This window comes from Mesorhizobium sp. PL10 (assembly GCF_053714315.1).
Map to the genome: position 1 here is coordinate 1 of NZ_JBSKBR010000019.1, position 20,913 is coordinate 20,913.

A 20,913-nucleotide genomic window follows, 5' to 3' on the forward strand; every position below is an offset into this window, starting at 1 on the left:
AGCAGCAATCGCCTGCTTTCAACGCTCAACGCTACCTGGTCAGCAACTGCGCAACAGGCCCCCTGTGGGAGAAGGTGGATCGGCGCGCAACGCCGAGACGGTTGAGGGGTACGCGAAGGAGCGCCGTCCTTGCAAGCTGGAACACCCCTCATCCGACCGAGCTTCGCTCGGCCACCTTCTCTCGCAAGGGGAGAAGGGAAGTCCGGCCCCGTCAAAACCGCTCCAGCTTCGCCCGCACCTTCTCCAGAAACGCCGCCCGGCTCTTCGGCGTCGAGGCGTCCATCAGGTAATGCGCCAGGAAGAACGTCCGGCAACGCGTCGCGCAAAGCGCCCGCATGCCGCGCAAAAGCGTCTTGCGGCCGGGCTGGCCGACCACGACGCTCCACCAGGTCGGCGCGCCGCAGGTGGTGATGACGCCGACCTTGGTGACGTGCCTCATCAGCGACTGAATCCGCCCCTTGCCCGCCGGCAGCTTGAAAGCGACGTCGGTCGCCCACACCCGGTCGAGCCAGCCCTTCAGCATCGCCGGCAGTCCGTACCACCAGGTCGGGTAGATGAAGAGGATCGCCTCAGCCCAGGTGAGATGCTCGAAATGTGGTTTCAGCACCGGATCGTCCGGCGCGCGGTCGTTGTAGGCGCGCCGCTCTGCAGTGCCCATCACCGGGTCGAATTGTTCGGCATAGAGGTCAAGCAGCCGCACCTCCCAGCCCCGCGCCTGCAGCACGTCGACGGCGGTATCTCTGATCGCGGCGCAAAAACTTTCGGGCACCGGATGGCAATAGACCACCAGCACGCGCATCAGAATTCATCCATCCCGGACGCAACCTTGGCAATGAAAGCCCGGCGCGTTTGGTCAGTCGACAGGTTCATCGAATAATGCGCGAGGTAGGATACCGAGGCGCCGGGCTTGATCGTCGCGCGCAGCATGCGCTTGACCAGCCGGCGCGGTGGATCGCCCATTAGCATGGCGCGGAACCGGCTGCCGCCATAGGTGGTGATCGCTGCGAGCTTGCCGATGTTGTGCAAGGACGGCTGCGCCTTGCCGGCGACCAGCTTGAACGACACGCCGGGCAGGAAGACGCGGTCAAAAAAGCCTTTCAGGATGGCCGGAAAGCCGTAATTCCAGACGGGGTAGGACAGCACCAGCGCCTCGGCCCGCAGCAGCCGCTCGACATAGGGTGCGGCCGGATCCGCGGGGCTGCGTTGATTGTGATAATCCAGCCTCTCCCCGCGCGTCAGCCTGGGATCGAAATCCTCGGCATAGAGATCGCAATTATCGACCGCATGGCCCGCCGCCGTCAGCCGCTCGACGATCGTGCGGTGCAGGCCGGCATTGAAGCTGGTCTCCACCGGATGCGCATAGAGGACGAGGACTTTCATTACCCTGCCCTTTGCGGTCCCTTGAACAGGAACGTCCGGCCCGAGCGATAATCGTAATCCGGATTTTCCCAGGCGATCATCTTGCCGGGATTGAGCAGGCCTTGCGGATCGGTCTCGCGCTTGAAGGCCAGCTGGATTTCGTCGGTCTGCTTCATGCCGCCCTCTTCCAGCGTGTAGCGGTGCGGGTTGAAGATCCAGCAGCCATTGTCCTCATGGATGCGGATGATCTCGTCGAGCCGCTCTTCCGTAGTGTAGCGCACCAACGGCAGGCCGGCGGCGCCGATCGCGCCGTCGAAGCGGATGAATTCGAGATGCGCGGGCACCTCGTCGCCGAAGCGGTCGACCATCGCCTTGACGTGCGCGAGATGGTCCGGTGACGGATAGCGTGCCTGCAGATAGGTGATCGTCGGATCGACCCTGATGGCGCGCAGCGTCGTGTGGTTCCACGTCAGTTCATAGGCCGGCGGTAACCCCTTGAGGTCGGCCTCCTGGTCGGCGCGGAAGACGATCTCGCCCTTGCCGCTGCGGACGAAGGCCACAAAAGCGTCCATGGCGTGCGACGCGATCATGCACACCACGATGCTCTGCTCGCGCCGGAAGAATTTCTGGTGCCGCTTGAAATAGTCGTAAGGGACGGGTGCGGCGATCGGCGTGATCAGCTTCGCCAGTATGCCGTCCTGAACGGCAAGGTCGTTGCCGAAGCCGGCCGCGTCCATGAAATCGTCGAAACCGACGATGACATCGATCCAGTCGTAAGAGGCCGTCAGCGGCATCTCGACCTCGGTGATGATGCCGTTGGTGCCATAAGCGTGCATGACCTTGAGCACCTCCTCGCCGGTGAGATCCATCACGCGCGGCTCGGCCTCCATCGTGACCGTGCGCAGCCTGATGACGTTGCCAAGATCGCGCAACCCGCCCCAGCGGATCGAGCCGACACCGCCGGAGCCGCCGGCGACGAAGCCGCCGATAGAGGCCGTGTTGTAGGTGGAGGGCGACATGCGTAGTTCCTGTCTGGAATGCGCGCGCGTAGCGCGATCGATGTCGGCCAGAACCGCGCCCGGTCCGGTCACCACGCGCCCCGGCGCGATCGCCTTCACTTCGTTCATTTCTGCAAGGTTGAGCACCACGCCACCCGATAGCGGCATCGCCTGGCCGTAATTGCCGGTGCCGCTGCCGCGCGGTGTCACCGGGATGCCATGGCGGTGGCAGGCGGCGAGTACGCGGATCAGTTCAGCCTCGTTCTTCGGCGTCACGATCAGGTCGCCGGTAACATGGTCGAGCTGTTGTTTCAGCACCGGGCTATACCAGTAGAAATCGCGGCTCTTCTGCTGGACGATGGCCGGATTGTCGTCGAGCTTTATCCCATCGAGATCGCGTTTAAGCGCCGAAACATCCATTAGTCCACCATCAGTTCGTCGAGTTCGGCATAGTCGGGCAATTGCCGGTCGATCGCGCGGCCCGCGCGCATGACGATGCGATCCGATTCGGGCCGCGACAGCAATTCCGTCCAGCTCCGGCCTTTGAACACGATGAAGTCTGCGCTGCCGCCAGCGGCCAGCGTGCCGACACCATCGAGCCGCATCACCTTGGCTGGCGTCGCCGCCACCGCTTGCGGCCAGTCGCCGACCGGATGGTCGAAATGCAGAATGCGCGTCGCCATGCGGTAGACCTCCAGCATGTCGAGATCGCCATAGGCATAGAACGGGTCGCGGGTGTTGTCGGAAGCAATTGCGACCGGAATGCCCCTCGCCTTCATCTCGTGCAGCAGCGTCACGCCGCGCCAGCGTGGCGTGGTCTGGTCGGCACGCCGGTCCTGCAGATAGAGATTGCACATTGGCAGCGACACCACCGCCAGCCCGGCCTTGGCCACCTTGTCGAGTGTGTCCAGCACGTCGAGATCCGGCTGACGCGCCAGCGAGCAGCAATGTCCGACCAGGATATTGCCCTCAAAGCTGTTCCAGAGGGCAGCCTCGGCGATCTTCTTCAGCGAGATAGCCGCGACATCGTCGGTCTCGTCGGCATGGAAATCGAGATCGAGCCCGTGCTTGATCGCCTCGGCGAACACCTTGTCGAGAAGCTCCTCGAGGTCAGGCACCATATAGGTGACGACGCCGAGCACGCCCTTTGCCGCGGCCACGCGCTTGGCCAGCCTCTCGAACCATATTGTGTCGCGCACGCCCTCGATGCCGAGCAGGCAGGCCGCCTGCAATTCGATGCGGCCGCGCCATTTGTCTCGCATCGCCTCGAACACCGGCCAGGAGATCTCCTCCTGCGGCGGCACGCTGTCGAGATGCGTGCGCAAGGCCCTGGTGCCGTGCGCATAGGCCGAGCGCAGCGAGAAATCCATGCGCCGCGCCACGTCCTCGGCGCTCCAGCGCACAGCGCGGTCGGCGCCGGTGGCGTTGAGCGCACCCATGAACGTGCCGTCTGGATTGGGTTTTCTGGGCCAGATATGGCCCTTGTCGATATGGGTGTGGCAATCGACGAAACACGGCAGCACGATGCGGCCGGCAAGGTCGATGGCGTCGGCTGGCGTTTTTGATTTCCTATGCGCGACGATGTCCAAGATCTTGCCATCGGCAACAGAGATGTCGGCCAATGCGAAGCCGTCGCTGTCATAAGCCTCGGCAAGGCTAGGCGTCAGCGACCGGTGAAGGCGAACGTTGGCCAGGACGTAAGAACCGTCCTGCGGAATGCTGATGGCTGACGTCACCCTACCGCTCCTGCTTCAGCGCGCTCTCGTGCCAGCGGCGCAGGATGAGATGCGACACCAGCGACAACACCAGGAAGATCAATATGCCGGTGAGCGAGATCAGGATCAGCGCAGCAAACAGCCGCGGCGCGTTGAGGCGGTAGCCGGCCTCGATGATGCGTGACGCCAACCCCGACGATTGCCCCTGCGCGCCGGCGACGAACTCGGCCACCACGGCGCCGATCAGCGACAGGCCGCCGGCGATTTTCAGCCCGCCGAGGAAATACGGCATCGCCGCCGGCAGCCTGAGATAGCGCAATTGCTGCCAGCGCGTCGCGCCATTGAGCTTGAACATATCGCGCAGATTGCGGTCGACGGAGTTGAGGCCGAGCGTGGTGTTGGACAGGATCGGGAAGAAGGCGACGATCCAGGCGCACAGCAGCAGCTTCACCGTCTGGTTGTTCACATAGATGTTGATCAGCGGAAAGATCGCGACGATCGGCGTCACTTGCAGCACGATGGCGAAGGGGAAGAACGACATCTCCACCCATTTCGATTGCGCAAACAGCACCGCCAGTCCGACACCGCCGATTACCGCCAGAAGCAGGCTGAGGAAGGTGATCCTGAGCGTCACCAGCAACGAGGAGAACAAGAGCCCGGAATCGTCATAAAGCGTCTGCAGCACCACGCCCGGGCGCGGCAGGATGTATTTTGGAATCTCGTTCCAGACGCACACCCGGTCCCATAGCCAGATCGCCAGGATCATGATCGCCAGCGGCAAGACCCATCGGCCGATCCGCTCCAGCCGCTCCTGGCGCACGCGGCCGGCTTCCTCGGGATCAAGGGTCAGCACGGGTTGCTCAATGGCCGTCATGATGCGGTCCGACTGATGTGTTGATGGCATTGACCAGAATATCCGAGGCCTGGCGGCAGAGCGCGGCACAATCGGGCGAGGTGCGGAACACCTCGTCGCGTGGATAGGCGGCATCAATCGCCAACTCGGCATGGACGCGGCCCGGCCGTGCCGCCATGACGACGACGCGGTTGGACAAGAACACGCTTTCGAAGACGCTGTGGGTGACGAAGACGACGGTGAAGCGTTCGTCCTGCCACAGCTCCAGCAGATCGTTGTTGAGCTTGAAGCGGGTGATCTCGTCGAGTGCGGCGAACGGCTCGTCCATCAGCAGGATGCGCGGTTTGGTCACCATGGCGCGCGCGATCGAGACGCGCATCTTCATGCCGCCCGAAAGTTCGCGCGGCACGGCGTTCTCGAAGCCGGTCAGGTGTACCCGCGCCAGCATCTCCGTCACCGCCGACGCCGCCTTGGCGCGCGAAATGCCTTTCAGCCTGAGCGGCAACCAGACATTGTCGAAGACATTGGCCCAGGGCAGCAGCGTCGGCTCCTGGAAGACGAAGCCGATGTTCGAGCGGTCGATGGAGCCACGCCAGTCGAGCACGCCTGAGGTCGGCGTCGACAGGCCGGCGATCAGACGCAAGGCCGTCGACTTGCCACAGCCGGACGGCCCGAGCAGGCTGAGAAAATCGCCCTCGCGAATGGCAAGATCGACATCGCTCAGCGCCGTGACGCCGTTGGAGAAGACCTTGCCGACATTGCGCAGCGCCAGCAGCATCGGGCTTCCACCCGATGCCGTCATGGGCGCCTGCGCCATTGTCTCCAGTCTCACGATTACTTCTTCAGCTCGAGCCCGACGCCTTTGTTGACGAAGGCCAGCGTATAGGCCTTCTTGATGTCGATGCCGGGCTGCGCGACCTTGGCCTTGACCATCTTGTCATAGAAGCTCTGGATGCGTGCGTCGGTCATGGCGCCGATGCCGAGTTTTTCCGAATCGCCGGAATCGACCACGCCGAACTTCTTCAGCTGTTCGATCGAGAAGGCGATCTGCTCATCCGTCATGTCAGGATTGTCCTTCTTGATCATGTCGTTGGCAGCCTTGTTGTCGCCGTAGAGGTAATTGTACCAGCCCTTGGCTGAGCCATCGACGAAGCACTGGACGACCTCAGGCCGCTTGTCGATCGTGTCCTGCATGACCTCGACCGTGGTCGCATAGGTCTCCCAGCCATAGTCGGCGAGCAGGAACTGGTTGGGCAGGAAGCCGCCGGCTTTCTGCACCGCGAACGGCTCCGAGGTAACATAGCCCTGCTGGATCGACTTCTTGTTGGCGATGAAGGGCGCCGGATTGAAGGTGTAGGGCACGCGCTTGGCGGCATCGAAGCCGAGCTCGGTCACCATCCACTGGAAGAAGGTCTGCGCGCCTTCGTCGCCCAGGATGTACTGGTCGGCGTTCTTCAGATCTTCCCACTTGTCCAGCCCCTGCCCCGGCTGGGACATGATGACCTGCGGGTCCTTCTGGAAATCGGCCGCGACGACGCGCATCGGAATGCCCTGCTGGACGGCGTCGAAGGCCGACAGAAGGTTGCCGCCCATATAGAAATCGAGCTTGCCGGCCAGCAGCAGCGGCCGACCGCTGACCTGCGGACCGCCCTGCGAAATCGTCACATCGAGACCGCATGCGGCATAGGTGCCGTCGGCGACAGCCTGATAGTAACCGCCATGCTCGGGCTCGGCCAGCCAATTGGTGCCGAAGGTAACTTTCTCGTTCGCCGCCGCACCCAGCGTGCTGGCTCCAAGCAGCGCGAGCGCGCCAGCCAAAATCTTCTGTCTTCCGTACATCGACACCACCCTTTGTTGGCTCCGGAGCGTCACGCGCCGGGCTCGACACCATTGGTCCAAGAAGCAAAACACATGCCACCGCCCGGACCGCCTGCTCTACGCGGCAGTCATTGCCAAGACCGGACGGGTCATGCTGTGTGGGAGGCATCGTGCCTATTTTTTGGACGCCTGTCCACAATCGCCCCTGTGCCATGCACCGCATCTTGAGGGACTTGCTTTCCAGCCCTAGGCTTGGCCGCAAACCGGAGATTGCCATGTTCAGATTCCTCACCCCGAAGTCGATCAAGCCGCCTTTTGCCCGCTACAGCCACGGCGTCGAAGTGCCTCCCGGCAAGCGGCTGGTGCTGTGCTCCGGTCAGGTCGCCATCACCGCGGATGGCCAGATCCCGGAGGACGCCGGGGCGCAGGCCGAATTGTGCTTTCAGAACATTGCAGCGATCCTCGGCGAGGCCGGCCTGGGGCTAGGCGATATCGTGCGCATCAACGCCTATGTCACCGACCGTGCGCATCTGCGACCCTATATGGATGTCCGCGACCGGCTATTCGCCAACCCCGCGCCCGCCTCGACACTGATGATCGTGTCGGGCTTCGCGCGGCCGGAATTCAAGGTCGAGGTCGAGGCAATCGCCGCTGGGTGAGGAGTGGTCCGCGAAGCGGATGGAAAGCCATAGAATTGGCTTTCCAAGCGACGAACGCCCGAAGCCATAGCGGGGAGCCGGGTCGACAATTTCGGGTTCCAGCCCTAAGGCTGGCTCGGCTATCAAAGAGGCATGACATGACCGTTGCAAACAGACGCGTGTGGTGGGGCGACTACCGGACCACCGAATATGCCGCGATCGATCCAGAGGCGACTGTTGCCGTTCTGCCGGTGGCGGCGATCGAGCAGCACGGCCCGCATCTTCCGGTTTCGACCGACACCTCGATCATGAACGGCATGTTGGAGACGGTCATTGCCCGCCTGCCAACCGATCTCGACATCCGCATCCTGCCAGTCCAGGCGGTCGGCAAGTCGAACGAGCATTTGCACGCGCCGGGCACGCTGACCTTGCCGGCGACGACCCTGGTCGATGCCTGGACCGAGCTTGGCCTGTCAGTCGCCCGCGCCGGGGTGAGAAAACTGATCGTCGTCAACTCGCATGGCGGCAATGAAGAGATCATGGGCATCGTCACGCGCGAACTGCGCGTGCGTGAAAGGATGCTGGCGGTGAAGACCAGCTGGCAGCGCTTCGGTCGCCCTGCCGGCATGTACACCGAGTTGGAAGATCGTCACGGCATTCATGGCGGCGATGTCGAGACCTCGTTGATGCTGCATTTCCGCCCCGACCTCGTCGACATGGGCAAGGCCGATAATTTCGTCTCCAAGGTCGCACGCGCCGAGACCGAATTTGCGCTGCTGCGCCACACCGGAACGCACGCCTTCGCCTGGATCGCCAGCGACCTTAACCCCAACGGCGTCGTCGGCGACGCCAGCATTGCCACGGCGGAAAAAGGCCGGCTGACCGCGGAGTATCAGGCCGACGGTTTCATCAGCCTGCTCAGGGATGTGCGCAAGGCCAAGCTTGCCGACTGGCTGGCGTAGAAGGCTTGGCGCTCAGCCGTCGATCTTGAGAACGAAAGGCGTGCCTTCAAAAGCATCGGCCCCGCGCCCGATCGCCTCGATCGCCTCGATCATGCGGCCATCGCGGCCAAGCAGAGTGTCCGCGACGGCGATCAGCCGCGGGTTGGGCGTCGCCGAGGGCGAAAGCTTCCGCAATGTCTGCGCCAGCTCCAACTCGTCGCGCTTCGGAGCGAGCGCCGCCGCAATGATGTAGGCCGAGGCGGTCGAGCGGCTGACGCCGGCATAGCAATGCACGACCATCGGCTTCGCGCGATCCCATTTGCGGGCGAAGTCGAGCAGATTACGCACATGGTCTTCGCCCGGCATGGTCATGCCGTCCTGCGCCACCGCAATATCGTGCATGACCAGATGCAGGTGGTTCTCCCTGGCGATCGAGGCCGGCCGTGTCACCTCGGTGCCGGCAGCAAGCAGCGACACCACGCGCTCGGCGCCGCTTCTGGCCACCGTATCCTCGAGCTTTGCCAGCGAACAGACATGGATCATCGCGCAATCTCCCTGGCGCCATCGTCGCGCCGTGCGTGCCAGTCGGCAAGCGCCGATTCGAGCCGCCGCCATTCCTCATCGGACCCCGGCAGTCCGGCACGCAGTACCTGCGGCCGGTCGGCAAAATGCCGAAGCAGGATGCCGTGCTCACCGAGCGCCGAAAACAGCCCGACGGCGTCCGGCATTTGAAGATAGCGAAACAGCGTCGTGCCACCGGTAACAGCGACACCGAAGCGTGCAAACAGCTCATCGAGCCGCCAGGCATCCGCAGCCAGCCGGCGCCGCATGTCGGCCTGCCAGCCGCTGTCCGCAAGCGCGCGGATACCATACTCCAGTGCCGGGCCGGCGACGGCCCAGGGGCCGAATTGCGTTTCAAGCCTTTCGACCGTCAACGCATCGGCAAGCGCAAAGCCGAGCCGCAGGCCGGCCAGGCCAAAGAACTTGCCGAAGGAACGCAGCACGACGATACCGTCCTGCCCGACATCGCCGGCGAGGCTTTCCGCATCCGGGCCGACATCCATGAAGGCCTCGTCGACGACCAGTAGTCCGCCTCTGGCGCGCAATTCCGCGGCAAGCCGCAGCAGACTTTCCCGCGGCACAACGCGCCCGTCCGGGTTGTTTGGATTGACGACGATGGCGAGGTCGGCCGCAGCGAGCGCCTTGACATCGTCGACCTCCGCGACGGCATGGCCGGCAATCGCAGCGGCCCTGGCGTGCTCGGCATAGGTCGGCCCCAACACCAGCGCCCGGCCGGGGCCCACCAGCGAAGCGACGCGCGGCAGCAGGATCTGCGTGCCCGGGGCGGATGCCACATGAGCTGCCGAAGGCGCGCCATAGGCGCCTGCCGCGATCCTGGCCAGCTCACGCAGACGCGCCGCTTCCGGCAATCGTGACAGAGCGGTGGCGGGCAGCTCGAAAAGCGGGTAGGAGTGCGGATTGATACCCGTCGAGAGATCGACGAAAGGCTGTGGCGCGTGGGGGAAGAGCGCGCTCGCCCGGCCAAGGGATCCACCGTGATCCACCGCAGCAATCGCTCCATCAGAAAGCTTCATGTCGGTCCTGATCGCTTTCCTGTCGCTGGCCATCGAACGCATCCTGGGTTACCCGGACTGGTTGTTCCGTGCCGTTGGCCATCCCGTCACCTGGTTCGGCAGGCTGATATCCTTTCTCGACCTCAGGCTCAACCGCGCCACTGATTCCGACGCCTTGCGTCGCCGCCGCGGCGTACACGCGCTGCTGGTCATTGTGCTGGTGCCGGCGGTGATTGCCTTCATCGTACAAATCCTGCTCTGGCAGCTCTTTCCTGCCGGCATGATCGTCACGGCGATCCTGGCATCGTCGCTGCTGTCGCAGAAGAGCCTTACCAAACATGTCGAGGCCGTGGCCGATGCGCTGGACACTGGTGGACTGGCGCTCGGGCGCATTGCGGTTGCGCGCATCGTCGGCCGCGATCCCGAAAAGCTCGATCACGCCGGCGTCAGCCGCGCCGCGATCGAAAGCCTGGCAGAGAATTTTTCCGATGGCATCGTCGCACCCGCCTTCTGGACCGGCGTTTGCGGGCTGGCCGGCGGCGTCGCCTACAAGGCCGCCAACACCGCCGATTCGATGATCGGCCACCGCACCCCGCGCCACGAGGCCTTCGGCCGGGCGGCAGCACTTTTCGACGACTGGATCAACCTGCCGGCCTCCCGGCTGACCGCGCTGCTCATCATTGGCGCCGCCTTTCTTGTCAGCGGCGCCGATCCTCGCAACGCATGGGATGCGGTGCGGCGCGACGCCAAAAAGCATCGCTCGCCCAATGCCGGCTGGCCAGAGGCCGCTATGGCCGGCGCCCTCGGCCTGGCGCTCGCCGGCCCGCGCAGCTATGGCGGCGTTGTCGTCGACGATGCGTTCATGGGCGAAGGCGGCCGGCGCGAGGCCGAGAGCCTGGACATCAGGCGGGCACTGAAACTCTACCAGGTCGCAGATTATCTGCTGATTGGGTTGTTCGGATTGCTCTCGGCGGTGCTGATCGCGGTGACGTTCTGAGCGGTTCTTACCCTCGCCCTGTGGGGAGGGTCGTTCCGCATAGCGGATCGGGTGGGGGTAGGCTTGGCCAACTCGCGAAAGGGAAACCGGAACCCAAGACCAAGAAATAGAAATCGCCGTGCCATAAAAAGGCATGGTTATTTCGGAGACAAAAATGAGCGTCGTGAGCGGTGTAGTGCTTTGTACGTCCTCTGCTGAAGACTGTTCGAACCCGAACGGTCAGCCCGTTCTCTTCGAGCGAGTACAGGAATGGCTAGCGACCCACGGCGGCCCCTTCCAACAACTTAGAAGCGTCGAGGACAGCTTCGGCGGCGGCAAACATCCGCAAATGTTTGTGGCCGGCGGAGGTTTTAATCATTTTCCTGAAGACGATTTTGCGGCCTACGTGCTGTCGTTGCCTTGGCAAAATCCGGAAAACGTTGTTCTGGTGATCGACCCCGAAGAAGGAGCTACCCGCATCTTCAGGCCCCCTCTGTTGGCAGGTAGCTCGTAGCCCTACTTGTCAAATATATAGTTCCCCCGCACCGGGGAGGGTAAGAGCCCCTTAGAACTCAATCCCCTGCTGCGCTTTCACACCCGCCGAAAAATGGTGCTTGGTCACGCCCATTTCGGTGACGAGGTCCGCCGCCTCGACCAGTGCCGGCTTGGCGTTGCGGCCGGTGACGACGACATGCAGGCCTTCGCGCCGCGCCTTCAACGCCGCCACCACCCTGTCGAGGTCGAGATAGTCGTAGCGCAGCGCAATGTTCAGTTCGTCGAGCACGACAAGGCTGATCGAGGGATCGGCGATCAGCTCCAGCGCCTTGGCCCAGGCGGCTTCGGCAGCCGCGATGTCGCGCTTCAGATCCTGCGTTTCCCAAGTGAACCCCTCGCCCATCGTGTGCCAGACGACGCGGTCGCCGAACGCGGCAAAGGCATCCTTTTCGCCGGTGTGCCATTTGCCCTTGATGAACTGGACGACGCCGACACGCCTGCCGTAGCCGAGCATGCGCAACGCGAGGCCGAAGGCGGCCGTGGTCTTGCCCTTGCCGGGTCCGGTGTTGACGATCAGCAGCCCCTTCTCGACCGTCTTTTCCGCAACCTCGGCATCCTGCACCGCCTTGCGCTTGGCCATCTTGGCGCGATGGCGTTCTTCGTCTCTTGCGTCGATATCGGTCATTATTTCACCTTGAGCGGCAGCCCGGCCACCATCAATAGCACCGTATCGGCAATCGCCGCGACCTGCTGGTTGAGCCGGCCGGCAGCGTCGCGGAAACGGCGCGCGAGCGCATTGTCGGGCACGATGCCTTGCCCGACTTCGTTGGAGACCACGAACCACGGTCCGCGCGGCCGCGCCAGCACATCGGCCAGCCGCCGGCATTCTGCATCAAGATCATGGTCGGAAAGCATATGGTTGGTCAGCCACAGCGTCAGGCAGTCGACCAGCACCGGCTGGTTGTCAGGCAAGACCTCAAGCGCGCCGGCAAGATCGAGCGGCGCATCGATAGTCGTCCAGCCTTCGCCGCGCCGCGACCGATGCTGCGCGATGCGCGCGCGCATCTCGTCATCATAGGCTTCCGCGGTGGCGATATAGGTCCATGGCCGCGGCAACGCCGTCGCCAGGGTTTCGGCGTGCGCGCTCTTGCCGGAGCGCGCGCCGCCGATGATGAAGGTCAAACTGCGATCAGGCAAAGCTGTCGCGCGGGCTGGTCGCGGTGCCGGTGAAGCGCCCGCGTACCACGCCGACAACGGCACCAAGCACAAGCCAGAACACCAGATTGGTCACCGTCACCGCCACCACGAACTGATGGTGCAGGCCTTCCGGGATCGGCGTCTCGAAACTGTCGGGCTGTGGCGCGCCGACAATATGCGGGGCGACAATCAGGACGACGGCAAGGACGGTCAGCGGCGCCGAGGTGCGGAAGGCGATCAAGGCAAGGCCAATGGCGGTCGCCGCCACCGTTGACCACCACCAGATCTGGCGCGGCATGAGATCGGCCGCCGGCATTGCCGGCAGTTCCGGCGGCAGGCCGAGGCCCGGCGCCAGCGTGAACACGGCAAAGCCGGCCAGACCCCAGAATACGCCCTGGCGCCAACTGCCGATGCCACCGGCGAATTCGGAAACCGCCACTAAGACCAGCGCGAAACCGATGCCGGTAACGATGTTGGCCAGCACGCTGAACGCGAAGCGCTCGAAGCCATCGGCCGGCGCCCAGCCTTCGTCCTCCGCGGGCGCGGCTGCTACAGCGGGTGCGGGTGCTGCGCTGCTCATGGCATTTTCCGCCGGCGCGGCGGTGCTCATGGCCGTGGTGCCCGCAGCGTTGGCGGCGGGCGCCGCGGCATGCTCATGGTCATGGCCGCCACCAGCCTGTTCGTAGACTTCCGCCTTCAAGATGAGCGGCACGGTAGCATAGGCCTGCAGGCAGGCGAGAACGACGCCAGCCACGAGCCCGGCAATCGCCGCGACGAACACGACGTTGCGAAACAGGGTCATGATGTCAGGTCCTCGTCAGTGGCAGGGAAACGCCATCGAATGGCGATAGTCGTGCGCGGCATTGTGGACCGCATCGATATGCGAGAAGCCGACAACGCCGATGACGAAAATGCCCAGAAACGCGCTAAGCACGAGCTGCATGAAACGCGACTGCGAGGAGACGGAAGCGCCGAGGGAGACGGAAGCGGTATTCATATCTTGTCCTTTCGCCCTCCACCCGAGGGCATCGAAGTCAGTTCCCTGTCGCCGGCAGGTCTCCTGGCTCGCGGATCAGCGCCCTTCCCCACCTTCCCGAAGAAAAATCCTCAGTGGCTTGGAGAGGACTACCGCACACAGTTGCGGGGGCAGCCACGGCATCGGGCAACAAGTCAGCCCTCACCGCATTCCCTCTTGGTCCCTAGTGGAACCGACGACATGCGTGACTATAGGCTGAAACAGCCGCATCCGGCAAACCAAATTCCGCCGGCCAACAGCGCGAATGCGCCATGCAGCGTTACGGGTTCAAGGCGGTGATCCGCTCCGCAACCAGCCGCTGCAGCCGCCACAGATGACGATCGTGAATGCCGCGCTCCTCCAGATTCTTCACCGTGTTGTAGAGATAGTCGGCGCCTGACCCCCAGTGCCCGCAGGAAGTTGCCAGCCTGTCGACGACCTTCGCTTCGTCGAGCGGGCCGGAATAGGTCAGCCCGTTGCGGTTGATGACGAAAGCCAGGGCTCTGAGCGGACCGGCCTCGCTTGCAAGCTTCAGCATACGCGGCCGGTAGCTTGTCGGCTTCAGTGTGATTTCGCGCCGGAACAGCCGGCCCAGCTGCTCTCGCCGGTTGTCGTCGGGCAGCCGGAAGGCGACGCCCTTGCACTGTCCGCCGCTGTCGAGCGCCATCATCAGGCCCGGGCTTTCCTTGGTGCCCCGCCAGCGCGTCATGTTCATGCAAAAGGAGCGGTGCCAGCCGCGCGCCAGGGCAACGCGGTCCTCGACATAATCGATTTCCGGTTTCCAGATCAGCGAGCCGTAGCCGAACAGCCACAGCGGTTCGCTATCGGGGAGTTCGGCCTGCAATTCATCCACCAGCACGTCGTAGTCGCGGTCATCCAGATGCATCAAGTCCGGATCCGGCCCAGGGTCCCTGATCTCGCGCCAGCAGCGCGCGACCAATTCCGGCGTAAGCGACATCTGTCGTGCGGCCACGTTCCGAATCCCCCATATCCGCGACATGATTATGCGCCGCGCCCCAAGCCGGCAATGCGGCGCCCTGATTGACAAACGATTTGCCGGGGTGTCGGCTGGCGTATCCTTAGAGGACGCCAGCCATGCAACCCAATCCGAGCCAGCGCGCCCCCTATAACGGCCTGACCAAGGCCGAACCGACGCTGCCGTCCTCGGCCTATTGGGACGCGGGAAGCTACGGGCGCGATCTCGACGCCATCTGGTACAAAAGCTGGCTGCTCGTCTGCCGCGAGGCCGACCTTGCCCAGCCTTTGGCGTTCAGGACCTTCCGCGTCGGCACGCAGGAAATCGTCGCGCTGCGCGACGATACCGGCGAACTGCGCGCCTTCCACAACACCTGCCGGCATCGCGGCTCGCAACTGTGCCAGGAGAGCGAGGGCCGGCTGAAGGCGCGGCTCATCACCTGCCCCTACCACGCCTGGTCCTATTCGCTGCGCGGCGACCTCGTGCGCGTTCCCTCGAAATCGCTGCCCGAGGGTTTCGACAAGGCTGATCATCCGCTCTATCGCGTGGCGCTGTCGGTCTGGCGCGGCTTTGTCTTCGTCAACCTGCAGGAGGATGCCGCCGGTTCGGCCCAGGCATCCTTCGATCCGGCATCCGGCAACCTCGGCAACTGGCCATTAGAAACGCTGGTATCAGGCCATGTGCTGCGCAAGGTGATGAACTGCAACTGGAAGATCTTCTGGGAGAATTTCAACGAGTGCCTGCACTGCCCCGGCGTCCACAAGGACCTGTCTCGGCTGGTGCCGATCTACGGCCGCGGCCTGATGAGCCGGCACGACGACCCCGACTGGGTTCGCCATGCCGACAATGACGCGCCGGAGTTTTCCGGTGGCTTGCGCGCCGACGCCGAGACCTGGTCGCGCGATGGACACGCCCATGGCCCGGTCTTCTCCGGCCTGACGCCGGCCGAGCGCGCGGCCGGCCAGACCTATGCCACCAATCTGCCCTCGATGTTCATCGTCGGCCATGTCGACTATGTCCGCACCGTGCGGCTGACACCGCTCGGCCCCGAGCAGACCGAACTCACCGCCGAATGGCTGTTCGCGAAGGAGGCACTGCCTGAGACCGACATCGACAATGTCGTCGCCTTCGGCACCCAGGTGCTGGAGGAGGATGCCGCGATCTGCGAGGTCAACCAGAAAGGCCTGCGCTCGGTGCGCCACCAGACAGGCGTGCTGATGCCCGAGGAATATGACTTGCACCGCTTCCACAACTGGGTGCGCGAGCGGCATGCGGCGCTCTGATCCTCAGAGCGATTTCGGCAGATAGCGCCACTTTGCGAAGCCGCAGACCGCCGCAAGCATGCTGGGTGTGGCGAACACCGATCCGTTCCCGGCAAAAAAACGAATTCGGTCAAAGGCCTTCCGCCGCCGGCCTAAAGCGCCGGCTGATGCAGCATGCGCGATGCTGCCCGCAGGCAAGCGCGGGCGGCCTTCTTTTGTCCGGTGCAACCGTGATAGTCGTCTTCAAGGGCTGATTCAGATCGCGAGACCATGAGCATCCATACCGCACCCGCTGGAGATCAACCGAGCCGCATCGTGGCCATCGACATCGTGCGCGGCATCGCGCTGATCGCCATGGCCAGCTACCACTTCACCTGGGATCTCGAAAATTTCCACTACACCGATCCCGGCCTTACCGCCGTCGGCTGGTGGAAGCTCTATGCACGCTGCATCGCCTCGACCTTCCTGTTCCTGGTCGGCGTCAGCCTGTTCCTCGCCCATGGCAGGCAGATCCGCTGGAACGGCTTCTGGAAGCGGTTCGCCATGGTAGCCGTCGCGGCGGTGGCCATATCGGCGGTCACGTATTTCATCACGCCGGACAGCTTCATCTTCTTCGGCATCCTGCACGAGATCGCGCTGGCCAGCCTGCTCGGCCTTTTGTTCCTGCGGCTGCCGTCCTTGTTGACGCTGGTCGTGGCGGCGGTGGTGATCGCAGCACCCCTCTATCTCAGATCCGAAGCCTTCGATCATCCGGGGCTGTGGTGGGTCGGCCTGTCGGCGATCAACCCGCGCTCCAACGATTACGTTCCGCTGTTTCCCTGGTTCGGCGCCGTGCTTGTCGGCATCGCCGCGGCAAAGCTGGCGTCCACCAGCGGCGTGCTGGCGCGGCTGGCGACGCTGACATCAGGAAGCTGGGCCAAGCCGCTCACCTTCATCGGCCGCCACAGCCTGGCTTTCTACCTGATCCACCAGCCGTTGCTGTTCGGCTGTGTCTGGCTGTTCTCGCAGATCGCGCCGGCGCCGGTCGAGACACGGGAAGTGGTGTTCCTCAAGGAATGCCAGGTATCCTGCGAACAGCAGCGCGACACGGAGTTCTGCGCCAGCTATTGTGTGTGCATGCTGGACACGCTGCAAGGCGAGGCAGCATTTGACCGGCTCTACAATGGCGACCAGACCCCGGAGTTCAAGACGCATCTCGGTGAACTCGCCGGCATCTGCACCGCCAAGACGGAGGAGGGCCCGATGACGCAGGGAGGGCAACAATGACCGACAAGGCGCCAAAACCCGGGCTGCCGAAACGAGGACTGATTCCGTGGCCGCCGCTGATCTACTGCGCCGCCATCGCCATCAGTGTCGTGCTCGGCTTACTCTATCCCCTGCCCTGGATCGGCGACCTGCTGGGCGACCTTTTGTTCGCCGCCGGCTTTGTGGTGCTGTTTGCCGTCGCCGCACTGTGGTTCACCGCGATCCGCACCATGATGCGGGCCAGGACGACAATGAACCCCAATGGCGTGCCGGAGCATCTGGTGACGTCAGGCCCGTTCGGCGTCACCCGCAATCCGATGTATCTCGCCAACACGCTGCTGCTGATCGGCGCCGCCTTCGTTTCAGGGATCGTCTGGTTCCTGCCGCTGGCGCTGATCGCGGCCTTCGCCACCCAGAAGGTCGCGATCGAGAGCGAGGAAAAAGTGCTGGCAGCCAAATTCGGCAAGAAGTATCGCGATTACGCAAAGCGGGTCCGGCGCTGGATCTGAGAGCGGTACTTCGGCGAGTGACTGATACGCCCAACCCTTCGTCATCCACGGGCGAAGCAAGGAGCGAAGCGACGCAGCGCAGACCCGAGGATCCATGCCGTGACGCTAAATCATTGCAAACGTTGCGAAATTATGCGCCGCTGCACTCCACGGCCAAGGTCACGGAATGGATTCTAGGGTCTCCGCGACGGAGCTTCGCTCCTGCTTCGCCCTAGAATGACGAAGGTTCAGGTATTAACCCCTAGCTCCACCAGCCGCTCCACGCACGACTCTTCCGCCTGGTCGAGTTCCGCCAGCGTTTCTTCAAGATCCCGCCGCTTCTGCCTGAGATCCTCGCGCTTTTCCTCGATGCGCCTGATCATCAGGTTGAGCTGGCCGACCTCGCCTGGCGGCTCCTTGTACATCTGGATGATTTCGCGGATTTCGTTGATCGAGAAGCCGAGTCGCTTTCCACGCATGATCTGGCGGATCAGATGCCGGTCCGAAGGTCGAAACAGCCTTGTGCGGCCGCGCCGGACCGGCTGCACCAGCCCCTCATCCTCGTAAAAGCGCAGCGTGCGCGTCGACACGTCGAATTCGCGCGTCAGTTCGGTGATCGAATAATATTCCCGCATTCTCGCTCCAAATGTCGGACATTGGAAAATGACCGGTCGCCGGCATTTCCAACGCATTCCGATCAACCCCGTTCCAAGCCGGACTCGGCGTGAAACCCCGACACGAACGTCGCACGGCATTTACGTAAAAGTCAATTCAGACCGCGCTACCCTTTCTCTAGGGCACCGCGAACCACCAGGTCGCCAGGCCGAGAAAGGCAAAAAAGCCAACGACATCGGTGACCGTGGTGACGAAAACCGCCGACGCCACCGCCGGATCTATCTTGAATCGGTCGAGCAGCAGCGGGATCAGGATGCCGGCGAGCGCGGCCACGAACATGTTGATGATCATCGCCGCCGCGATGATGCCGCCCAGATTCGGATCGCGGAACCAAGCCGCCGCGACGATGCCGATCAGCACGGCGAAGATGATACCGTTGATCGAGCCCACGCCCATTTCGCGGCGGATGATGCGGCCGGCATTATAGATGTCGAGGTCCTTCGTCGCCAGCGCACGCACCGTGACGGTCATGGTCTGCGATCCCGCATTGCCGCCCATGCCGGCCACGATCGGCATCAGTACGGCCAGCGCCACAATGTGCTCGATGGTGCGGTCGAACAGGCCTATCACCGATGCCGCCAGGAACGCCGTCAGCAGGTTGACCAGCAGCCAGGGAACGCGCGAGCGCGAGGTCGACAAGATGCTGTCGGACAGCTCTTCATCACCGACGCCGCCCATGCGCAATAGATCTTCCTCGGCCTCCTGCTGGATGACGTCGACGACGTCGTCGATGGTCAGCACGCCGACCAGCCGTTCGTTCTCGTCGACGACGGCGGCGGAGAGAAGATCGTACTGCTCGAAATCCCGCGCGGCCTCTTCCTGGTCCATGGTGGCCGGGATGGCGTGACGCGTCTCATGCATCACCTCCTCGACCTTGACCGTGCGCTTGGTGCGCAGGATCTGGTCGAGGTCGATGGCCCCGAGCAGCTTGAAGCTCGGATCGATGACGAAGATCTGGCTGAAACGGTCGGGGAGGTTCTTGTCCTCGCGCATGTAGTCGATGGTCTGGCCGGTGGTCCAGAACGGCGGCACGGCGACGAACTCGGTCTGCATGCGGCGGCCGGCCGTCTCTTCGGGATAGTCGAGCGAGCGGCGCAGCCTGATCCGCTCGGTGAACGGCAGTTGCGACAGGATCTCGTCCTGGTCTTCCTTTTCGAGGTCTTCGAGAATGTAGACCGCGTCATCGGAATCGAGGTCCTGAACGCCCTGGGCGATCTGTTCGTTGGGCAGGTTGTCGACGATGTCGCGGCGGATCGCCTCGTCGACTTCGGTCAGCGCCGAAAAGTCGAAATCGGTGCCGAGAAGCTCGACCAGAGCACGGCGCTGTTCGGGGTGCAGCGCCTCGAGCAGATCGCCGAGTTCCGACTGGTGCAGGTCGTCGACTTCGCGCTTCAGCGTCAGCGTGTCGCGATCGGCGATGGCAGCGCCGATCTGCGCCAGGAACGACGACAGAACGACGCCGTCCTCGCCATAGATATCGACGTGGGTATCGTCAGCGGCTTTGGCGCCGCTCGTCTGTTCGTGTTCGCCTTCCACCGGCGCCTCCCGCCATCAGGATTCCGGACAAGCTGCAATCTTAGGAATAGAGCATGAAGCGGCAGTACGATTCGATTTGCGAACCTATCGCCCTAACGCACGGAATATCAAACGAAATACACCCTATCCGGCCAATTGACGACACCGGCAGCAAGATCGCTCCAGCCGCAGCAACTATGCCGTTTCCATCGAAAACCGATGCCCCGCCCGCTTCAGACGACGCGACAGCGCATGTCGCTGGGGAAAGAGCACCCCCACACGGTTGAGGCAGAATTGTCATGATGCAGGTCCAGGCAATCGCCGGACCGCTCAGGTTGCAACCAGAACAGCCGGAAGCTCTTGAAGATCAGGTCACAGACAGAAACCAAGGCAACCGCGGAACGGCGCGTGCGCGTGGTCGTGGCAGAACGCAATCCGCTCGTGATATCGGCGCTGCGCGAAATGCTGGACTGCGACGGACGCTTCGAGCTCCTGGCCTGCGTGCAAAGCGGCAGGCATTTCATCGAGCTGGCAGCGGAAGGTGAATTCGACGTCGCCGTCATCGGCTGGAAGCTCGCCGACATGGACGGCGCCGATGTGTTGGCCGAGGTTCACAGCCGCAAGCTCGGCGTGCGCATCGCGGTGTTTTCCAACGACCACGACATCGGCATCCTGAAGCAGTGCGTGCGGCTCGGCGCCCAGGGCTACTGCTTCCAGTTCGACGACCCGTCGATCATCTTCGAAACGATCCTGGCGGTCGCGCATGGCCGCATCTGCATCCCCTATATCGACATCAACAAGGTCAACGACACGCCCTTGGCGCAGCTCACCGTGCGCGAGCGCGAGCTGCTGGCGGTGCTGTCCGACGGCTGGACCAATCTGCAGATCGCCACGCGGACGGGGATTTCCGAGAACACGGTAAAATACCACCTCAAGAATCTCTACGACAAGCTCGATGTCCGCAACCGGGCGATGGCTGTCGCGCTCTATTCGAGGGAAAGGCGCACCTCGAAACAACCTTTCGGGTAGGACAACACGTGCCACCCGGGTAGGCCGATCGGGTAGGCCTCCCCCACCCACAGGCAGTGAGATGTTACCCGGCAAGGTGTTGTCGCCTTTAGCCCTCGAAACGAAACTCCCCATCACCGCTTTGCTGGATCAGGAGGAGTTCGC

Annotated in this window: 24 protein-coding genes and 1 riboswitch; of the genes, 8 read left to right on the plus strand and 16 right to left on the minus strand. The window is 63.4% G+C overall.

Annotated features, from left to right (window positions below; all coding sequences use genetic code 11):
* Positions 1 to 211: 211 nt before the first annotated feature.
* The 7 genes from ACWGTO_RS25270 to ACWGTO_RS25300 are packed head-to-tail and all read right to left on the minus strand — an operon-like array spanning position 212 to position 6,764.
* The gene (locus tag ACWGTO_RS25270) at positions 212 to 799 is read right to left on the minus strand and encodes an NAD(P)H-dependent oxidoreductase (protein WP_454577523.1); all 588 of its coding nucleotides are present in this window, start codon (positions 797 to 799) and stop codon (positions 212 to 214) included.
* Positions 799 to 1,380 (minus strand): NAD(P)H-dependent oxidoreductase, encoded by a 582-nt coding sequence (locus tag ACWGTO_RS25275; protein WP_454577524.1) that lies wholly within the window; start codon positions 1,378 to 1,380, stop codon positions 799 to 801. The genes ACWGTO_RS25270 and ACWGTO_RS25275 overlap by 1 nt, the downstream gene beginning before the upstream one ends.
* Entirely contained in the window at positions 1,380 to 2,777 is a 1,398-nt protein-coding gene (locus ACWGTO_RS25280; protein WP_454577525.1) for an FAD-binding oxidoreductase, read from the minus strand. Before ACWGTO_RS25280 ends, ACWGTO_RS25275 begins: the two co-directional genes overlap by 1 nt.
* A complete protein-coding gene (locus ACWGTO_RS25285) occupies positions 2,777 to 4,093 on the minus strand; it encodes a cytosine deaminase (protein ID WP_454577526.1) in 1,317 nt (438 codons plus the stop codon). Before ACWGTO_RS25285 ends, ACWGTO_RS25280 begins: the two co-directional genes overlap by 1 nt.
* 1 nt (position 4,094) lies before the next feature.
* Entirely contained in the window at positions 4,095 to 4,946 is an 852-nt protein-coding gene (locus tag ACWGTO_RS25290) for an ABC transporter permease (protein WP_454577527.1), read from the minus strand.
* The gene (locus tag ACWGTO_RS25295) at positions 4,933 to 5,742 is read right to left on the minus strand and encodes an ABC transporter ATP-binding protein (protein ID WP_454577608.1); all 810 of its coding nucleotides are present in this window, start codon (positions 5,740 to 5,742) and stop codon (positions 4,933 to 4,935) included. Before ACWGTO_RS25295 ends, ACWGTO_RS25290 begins: the two co-directional genes overlap by 14 nt.
* A gap of 17 nt (positions 5,743 to 5,759) precedes the next feature.
* A complete protein-coding gene (locus tag ACWGTO_RS25300; RefSeq protein WP_454577528.1) occupies positions 5,760 to 6,764 on the minus strand; it encodes an ABC transporter substrate-binding protein in 1,005 nt (334 codons plus the stop codon).
* A 254-nt stretch (positions 6,765 to 7,018) separates the two neighbouring features.
* On the opposite strand from ACWGTO_RS25300, the gene ACWGTO_RS25305 reads away from it, so the two are divergent.
* Positions 7,019 to 7,402 carry a RidA family protein gene (locus tag ACWGTO_RS25305; protein ID WP_454577529.1) on the plus strand — a complete coding sequence of 128 codons (384 nt, stop codon included), beginning with the start codon at positions 7,019 to 7,021 and terminating at the stop codon, positions 7,400 to 7,402.
* A 137-nt stretch (positions 7,403 to 7,539) separates the two neighbouring features.
* Positions 7,540 to 8,343, plus strand: coding sequence for a creatininase family protein (locus ACWGTO_RS25310; protein ID WP_454577530.1), 804 nt, complete (start codon positions 7,540 to 7,542; stop codon positions 8,341 to 8,343).
* A gap of 12 nt (positions 8,344 to 8,355) precedes the next feature.
* Here the strand turns inward: ACWGTO_RS25310 and ACWGTO_RS25315 are convergent, their stop codons facing one another.
* Positions 8,356 to 8,865, minus strand: coding sequence for a tyrosine phosphatase family protein (locus ACWGTO_RS25315; protein ID WP_454577531.1), 510 nt, complete (start codon positions 8,863 to 8,865; stop codon positions 8,356 to 8,358).
* Positions 8,862 to 9,917: a threonine-phosphate decarboxylase CobD gene (cobD, locus tag ACWGTO_RS25320; RefSeq protein ID WP_454577609.1), complete on the minus strand. Its 1,056-nt coding sequence runs from the start codon at positions 9,915 to 9,917 to the stop codon at positions 8,862 to 8,864. Before cobD ends, ACWGTO_RS25315 begins: the two co-directional genes overlap by 4 nt.
* On the opposite strand from cobD, the gene cbiB reads away from it, so the two are divergent.
* Both cbiB and ACWGTO_RS25330 read left to right on the plus strand, forming a co-directional pair.
* Entirely contained in the window at positions 9,916 to 10,893 is a 978-nt protein-coding gene (cbiB, locus tag ACWGTO_RS25325) for an adenosylcobinamide-phosphate synthase CbiB (protein WP_454577532.1), read from the plus strand. The two genes, cobD and cbiB, sit on opposite strands and share 2 nt — an antisense overlap.
* Before the next feature lie 154 nt (positions 10,894 to 11,047).
* Positions 11,048 to 11,386: a hypothetical protein gene (locus ACWGTO_RS25330; RefSeq protein ID WP_454577533.1), complete on the plus strand. Its 339-nt coding sequence runs from the start codon at positions 11,048 to 11,050 to the stop codon at positions 11,384 to 11,386.
* A gap of 51 nt (positions 11,387 to 11,437) precedes the next feature.
* Here ACWGTO_RS25330 and cobO read toward each other — a convergent pair whose 3' ends face one another.
* The 5 genes from cobO to ACWGTO_RS25355 form a co-directional block, all read right to left on the minus strand.
* Entirely contained in the window at positions 11,438 to 12,052 is a 615-nt protein-coding gene (cobO, locus tag ACWGTO_RS25335) for a cob(I)yrinic acid a,c-diamide adenosyltransferase (RefSeq protein WP_454577534.1), read from the minus strand.
* Positions 12,052 to 12,564, minus strand: coding sequence for a bifunctional adenosylcobinamide kinase/adenosylcobinamide-phosphate guanylyltransferase (gene cobU / locus ACWGTO_RS25340; protein ID WP_454577535.1), 513 nt, complete (start codon positions 12,562 to 12,564; stop codon positions 12,052 to 12,054). The genes cobO and cobU overlap by 1 nt, the downstream gene beginning before the upstream one ends.
* Positions 12,557 to 13,366 carry a CbtA family protein gene (locus tag ACWGTO_RS25345; protein WP_454577536.1) on the minus strand — a complete coding sequence of 270 codons (810 nt, stop codon included), beginning with the start codon at positions 13,364 to 13,366 and terminating at the stop codon, positions 12,557 to 12,559. The genes cobU and ACWGTO_RS25345 overlap by 8 nt, the downstream gene beginning before the upstream one ends.
* A 15-nt stretch (positions 13,367 to 13,381) precedes the next feature.
* Complete coding sequence (locus ACWGTO_RS25350; protein ID WP_112565177.1) at positions 13,382 to 13,561, minus strand: CbtB domain-containing protein; 180 nt, start codon at positions 13,559 to 13,561, stop codon at positions 13,382 to 13,384.
* A gap of 36 nt (positions 13,562 to 13,597) precedes the next feature.
* Positions 13,598 to 13,792: riboswitch (cobalamin riboswitch) on the minus strand.
* A 67-nt stretch (positions 13,793 to 13,859) separates the two neighbouring features.
* On the minus strand, positions 13,860 to 14,552 hold the full coding sequence (locus ACWGTO_RS25355; RefSeq protein WP_454577537.1) for a gamma-glutamylcyclotransferase: 693 nt from the start codon (positions 14,550 to 14,552) through the stop codon (positions 13,860 to 13,862).
* A gap of 122 nt (positions 14,553 to 14,674) precedes the next feature.
* Between ACWGTO_RS25355 and ACWGTO_RS25360 the strand changes: the two genes are divergently transcribed.
* From ACWGTO_RS25360 to ACWGTO_RS25370, 3 genes are all read left to right on the plus strand, one after another.
* Positions 14,675 to 15,838 carry an aromatic ring-hydroxylating oxygenase subunit alpha gene (locus ACWGTO_RS25360; RefSeq protein ID WP_454577538.1) on the plus strand — a complete coding sequence of 388 codons (1,164 nt, stop codon included), beginning with the start codon at positions 14,675 to 14,677 and terminating at the stop codon, positions 15,836 to 15,838.
* A 249-nt stretch (positions 15,839 to 16,087) separates the two neighbouring features.
* Positions 16,088 to 17,083: a heparan-alpha-glucosaminide N-acetyltransferase gene (locus tag ACWGTO_RS25365; RefSeq protein WP_454577539.1), complete on the plus strand. Its 996-nt coding sequence runs from the start codon at positions 16,088 to 16,090 to the stop codon at positions 17,081 to 17,083.
* On the plus strand, positions 17,080 to 17,571 hold the full coding sequence (locus tag ACWGTO_RS25370; protein ID WP_454577540.1) for a methyltransferase family protein: 492 nt from the start codon (positions 17,080 to 17,082) through the stop codon (positions 17,569 to 17,571). The genes ACWGTO_RS25365 and ACWGTO_RS25370 overlap by 4 nt, the downstream gene beginning before the upstream one ends.
* A 227-nt stretch (positions 17,572 to 17,798) precedes the next feature.
* Here the strand turns inward: ACWGTO_RS25370 and ACWGTO_RS25375 are convergent, their stop codons facing one another.
* Complete coding sequence (locus ACWGTO_RS25375; RefSeq protein ID WP_095494799.1) at positions 17,799 to 18,185, minus strand: MerR family transcriptional regulator; 387 nt, start codon at positions 18,183 to 18,185, stop codon at positions 17,799 to 17,801.
* A gap of 157 nt (positions 18,186 to 18,342) precedes the next feature.
* Complete coding sequence (gene mgtE, locus ACWGTO_RS25380; RefSeq protein ID WP_454577541.1) at positions 18,343 to 19,761, minus strand: magnesium transporter; 1,419 nt, start codon at positions 19,759 to 19,761, stop codon at positions 18,343 to 18,345.
* Between the two features lie 387 nt (positions 19,762 to 20,148).
* Here mgtE and ACWGTO_RS25385 point away from each other — a divergent pair, with 387 nt between their 5' ends.
* A complete protein-coding gene (locus ACWGTO_RS25385) occupies positions 20,149 to 20,769 on the plus strand; it encodes a LuxR C-terminal-related transcriptional regulator (protein ID WP_454577542.1) in 621 nt (206 codons plus the stop codon).
* The last annotated feature ends 144 nt before the right edge of the window (positions 20,770 to 20,913 follow it).

Excerpts from the sequence above, each read along its gene's own strand:
- ACWGTO_RS25270 (WP_454577523.1), bottom strand. The coding sequence starts at position 799 with ATGCGCGTGCTGGTGGTCTATTGCCATCCGGTGCCCGAAAGTTTTTGC.
- ACWGTO_RS25275 (WP_454577524.1), bottom strand. The coding sequence starts at position 1,380 with ATGAAAGTCCTCGTCCTCTATGCGCATCCGGTGGAGACCAGCTTCAAT.
- ACWGTO_RS25280 (WP_454577525.1), bottom strand. The coding sequence starts at position 2,777 with ATGGATGTTTCGGCGCTTAAACGCGATCTCGATGGGATAAAGCTCGAC.
- ACWGTO_RS25290 (WP_454577527.1), bottom strand. The coding sequence starts at position 4,946 with ATGACGGCCATTGAGCAACCCGTGCTGACCCTTGATCCCGAGGAAGCC.
- ACWGTO_RS25295 (WP_454577608.1), bottom strand. The coding sequence starts at position 5,742 with ATGGCGCAGGCGCCCATGACGGCATCGGGTGGAAGCCCGATGCTGCTG.
- ACWGTO_RS25300 (WP_454577528.1), bottom strand. The coding sequence starts at position 6,764 with ATGTACGGAAGACAGAAGATTTTGGCTGGCGCGCTCGCGCTGCTTGGA.
- ACWGTO_RS25305 (WP_454577529.1), top strand. The coding sequence starts at position 7,019 with ATGTTCAGATTCCTCACCCCGAAGTCGATCAAGCCGCCTTTTGCCCGC.
- ACWGTO_RS25310 (WP_454577530.1), top strand. The coding sequence starts at position 7,540 with ATGACCGTTGCAAACAGACGCGTGTGGTGGGGCGACTACCGGACCACC.
- ACWGTO_RS25315 (WP_454577531.1), bottom strand. The coding sequence starts at position 8,865 with ATGATCCATGTCTGTTCGCTGGCAAAGCTCGAGGATACGGTGGCCAGA.
- cbiB (WP_454577532.1), top strand. The coding sequence starts at position 9,916 with ATGTCGGTCCTGATCGCTTTCCTGTCGCTGGCCATCGAACGCATCCTG.
- cobD (WP_454577609.1), bottom strand. The coding sequence starts at position 9,917 with ATGAAGCTTTCTGATGGAGCGATTGCTGCGGTGGATCACGGTGGATCC.
- ACWGTO_RS25330 (WP_454577533.1), top strand. The coding sequence starts at position 11,048 with ATGAGCGTCGTGAGCGGTGTAGTGCTTTGTACGTCCTCTGCTGAAGAC.
- cobO (WP_454577534.1), bottom strand. The coding sequence starts at position 12,052 with ATGACCGATATCGACGCAAGAGACGAAGAACGCCATCGCGCCAAGATG.
- ACWGTO_RS25345 (WP_454577536.1), bottom strand. The coding sequence starts at position 13,366 with ATGACCCTGTTTCGCAACGTCGTGTTCGTCGCGGCGATTGCCGGGCTC.
- ACWGTO_RS25350 (WP_112565177.1), bottom strand. The coding sequence starts at position 13,561 with ATGAATACCGCTTCCGTCTCCCTCGGCGCTTCCGTCTCCTCGCAGTCG.
- ACWGTO_RS25360 (WP_454577538.1), top strand. The coding sequence starts at position 14,675 with ATGCAACCCAATCCGAGCCAGCGCGCCCCCTATAACGGCCTGACCAAG.
- ACWGTO_RS25365 (WP_454577539.1), top strand. The coding sequence starts at position 16,088 with ATGAGCATCCATACCGCACCCGCTGGAGATCAACCGAGCCGCATCGTG.
- ACWGTO_RS25370 (WP_454577540.1), top strand. The coding sequence starts at position 17,080 with ATGACCGACAAGGCGCCAAAACCCGGGCTGCCGAAACGAGGACTGATT.
- ACWGTO_RS25375 (WP_095494799.1), bottom strand. The coding sequence starts at position 18,185 with ATGCGGGAATATTATTCGATCACCGAACTGACGCGCGAATTCGACGTG.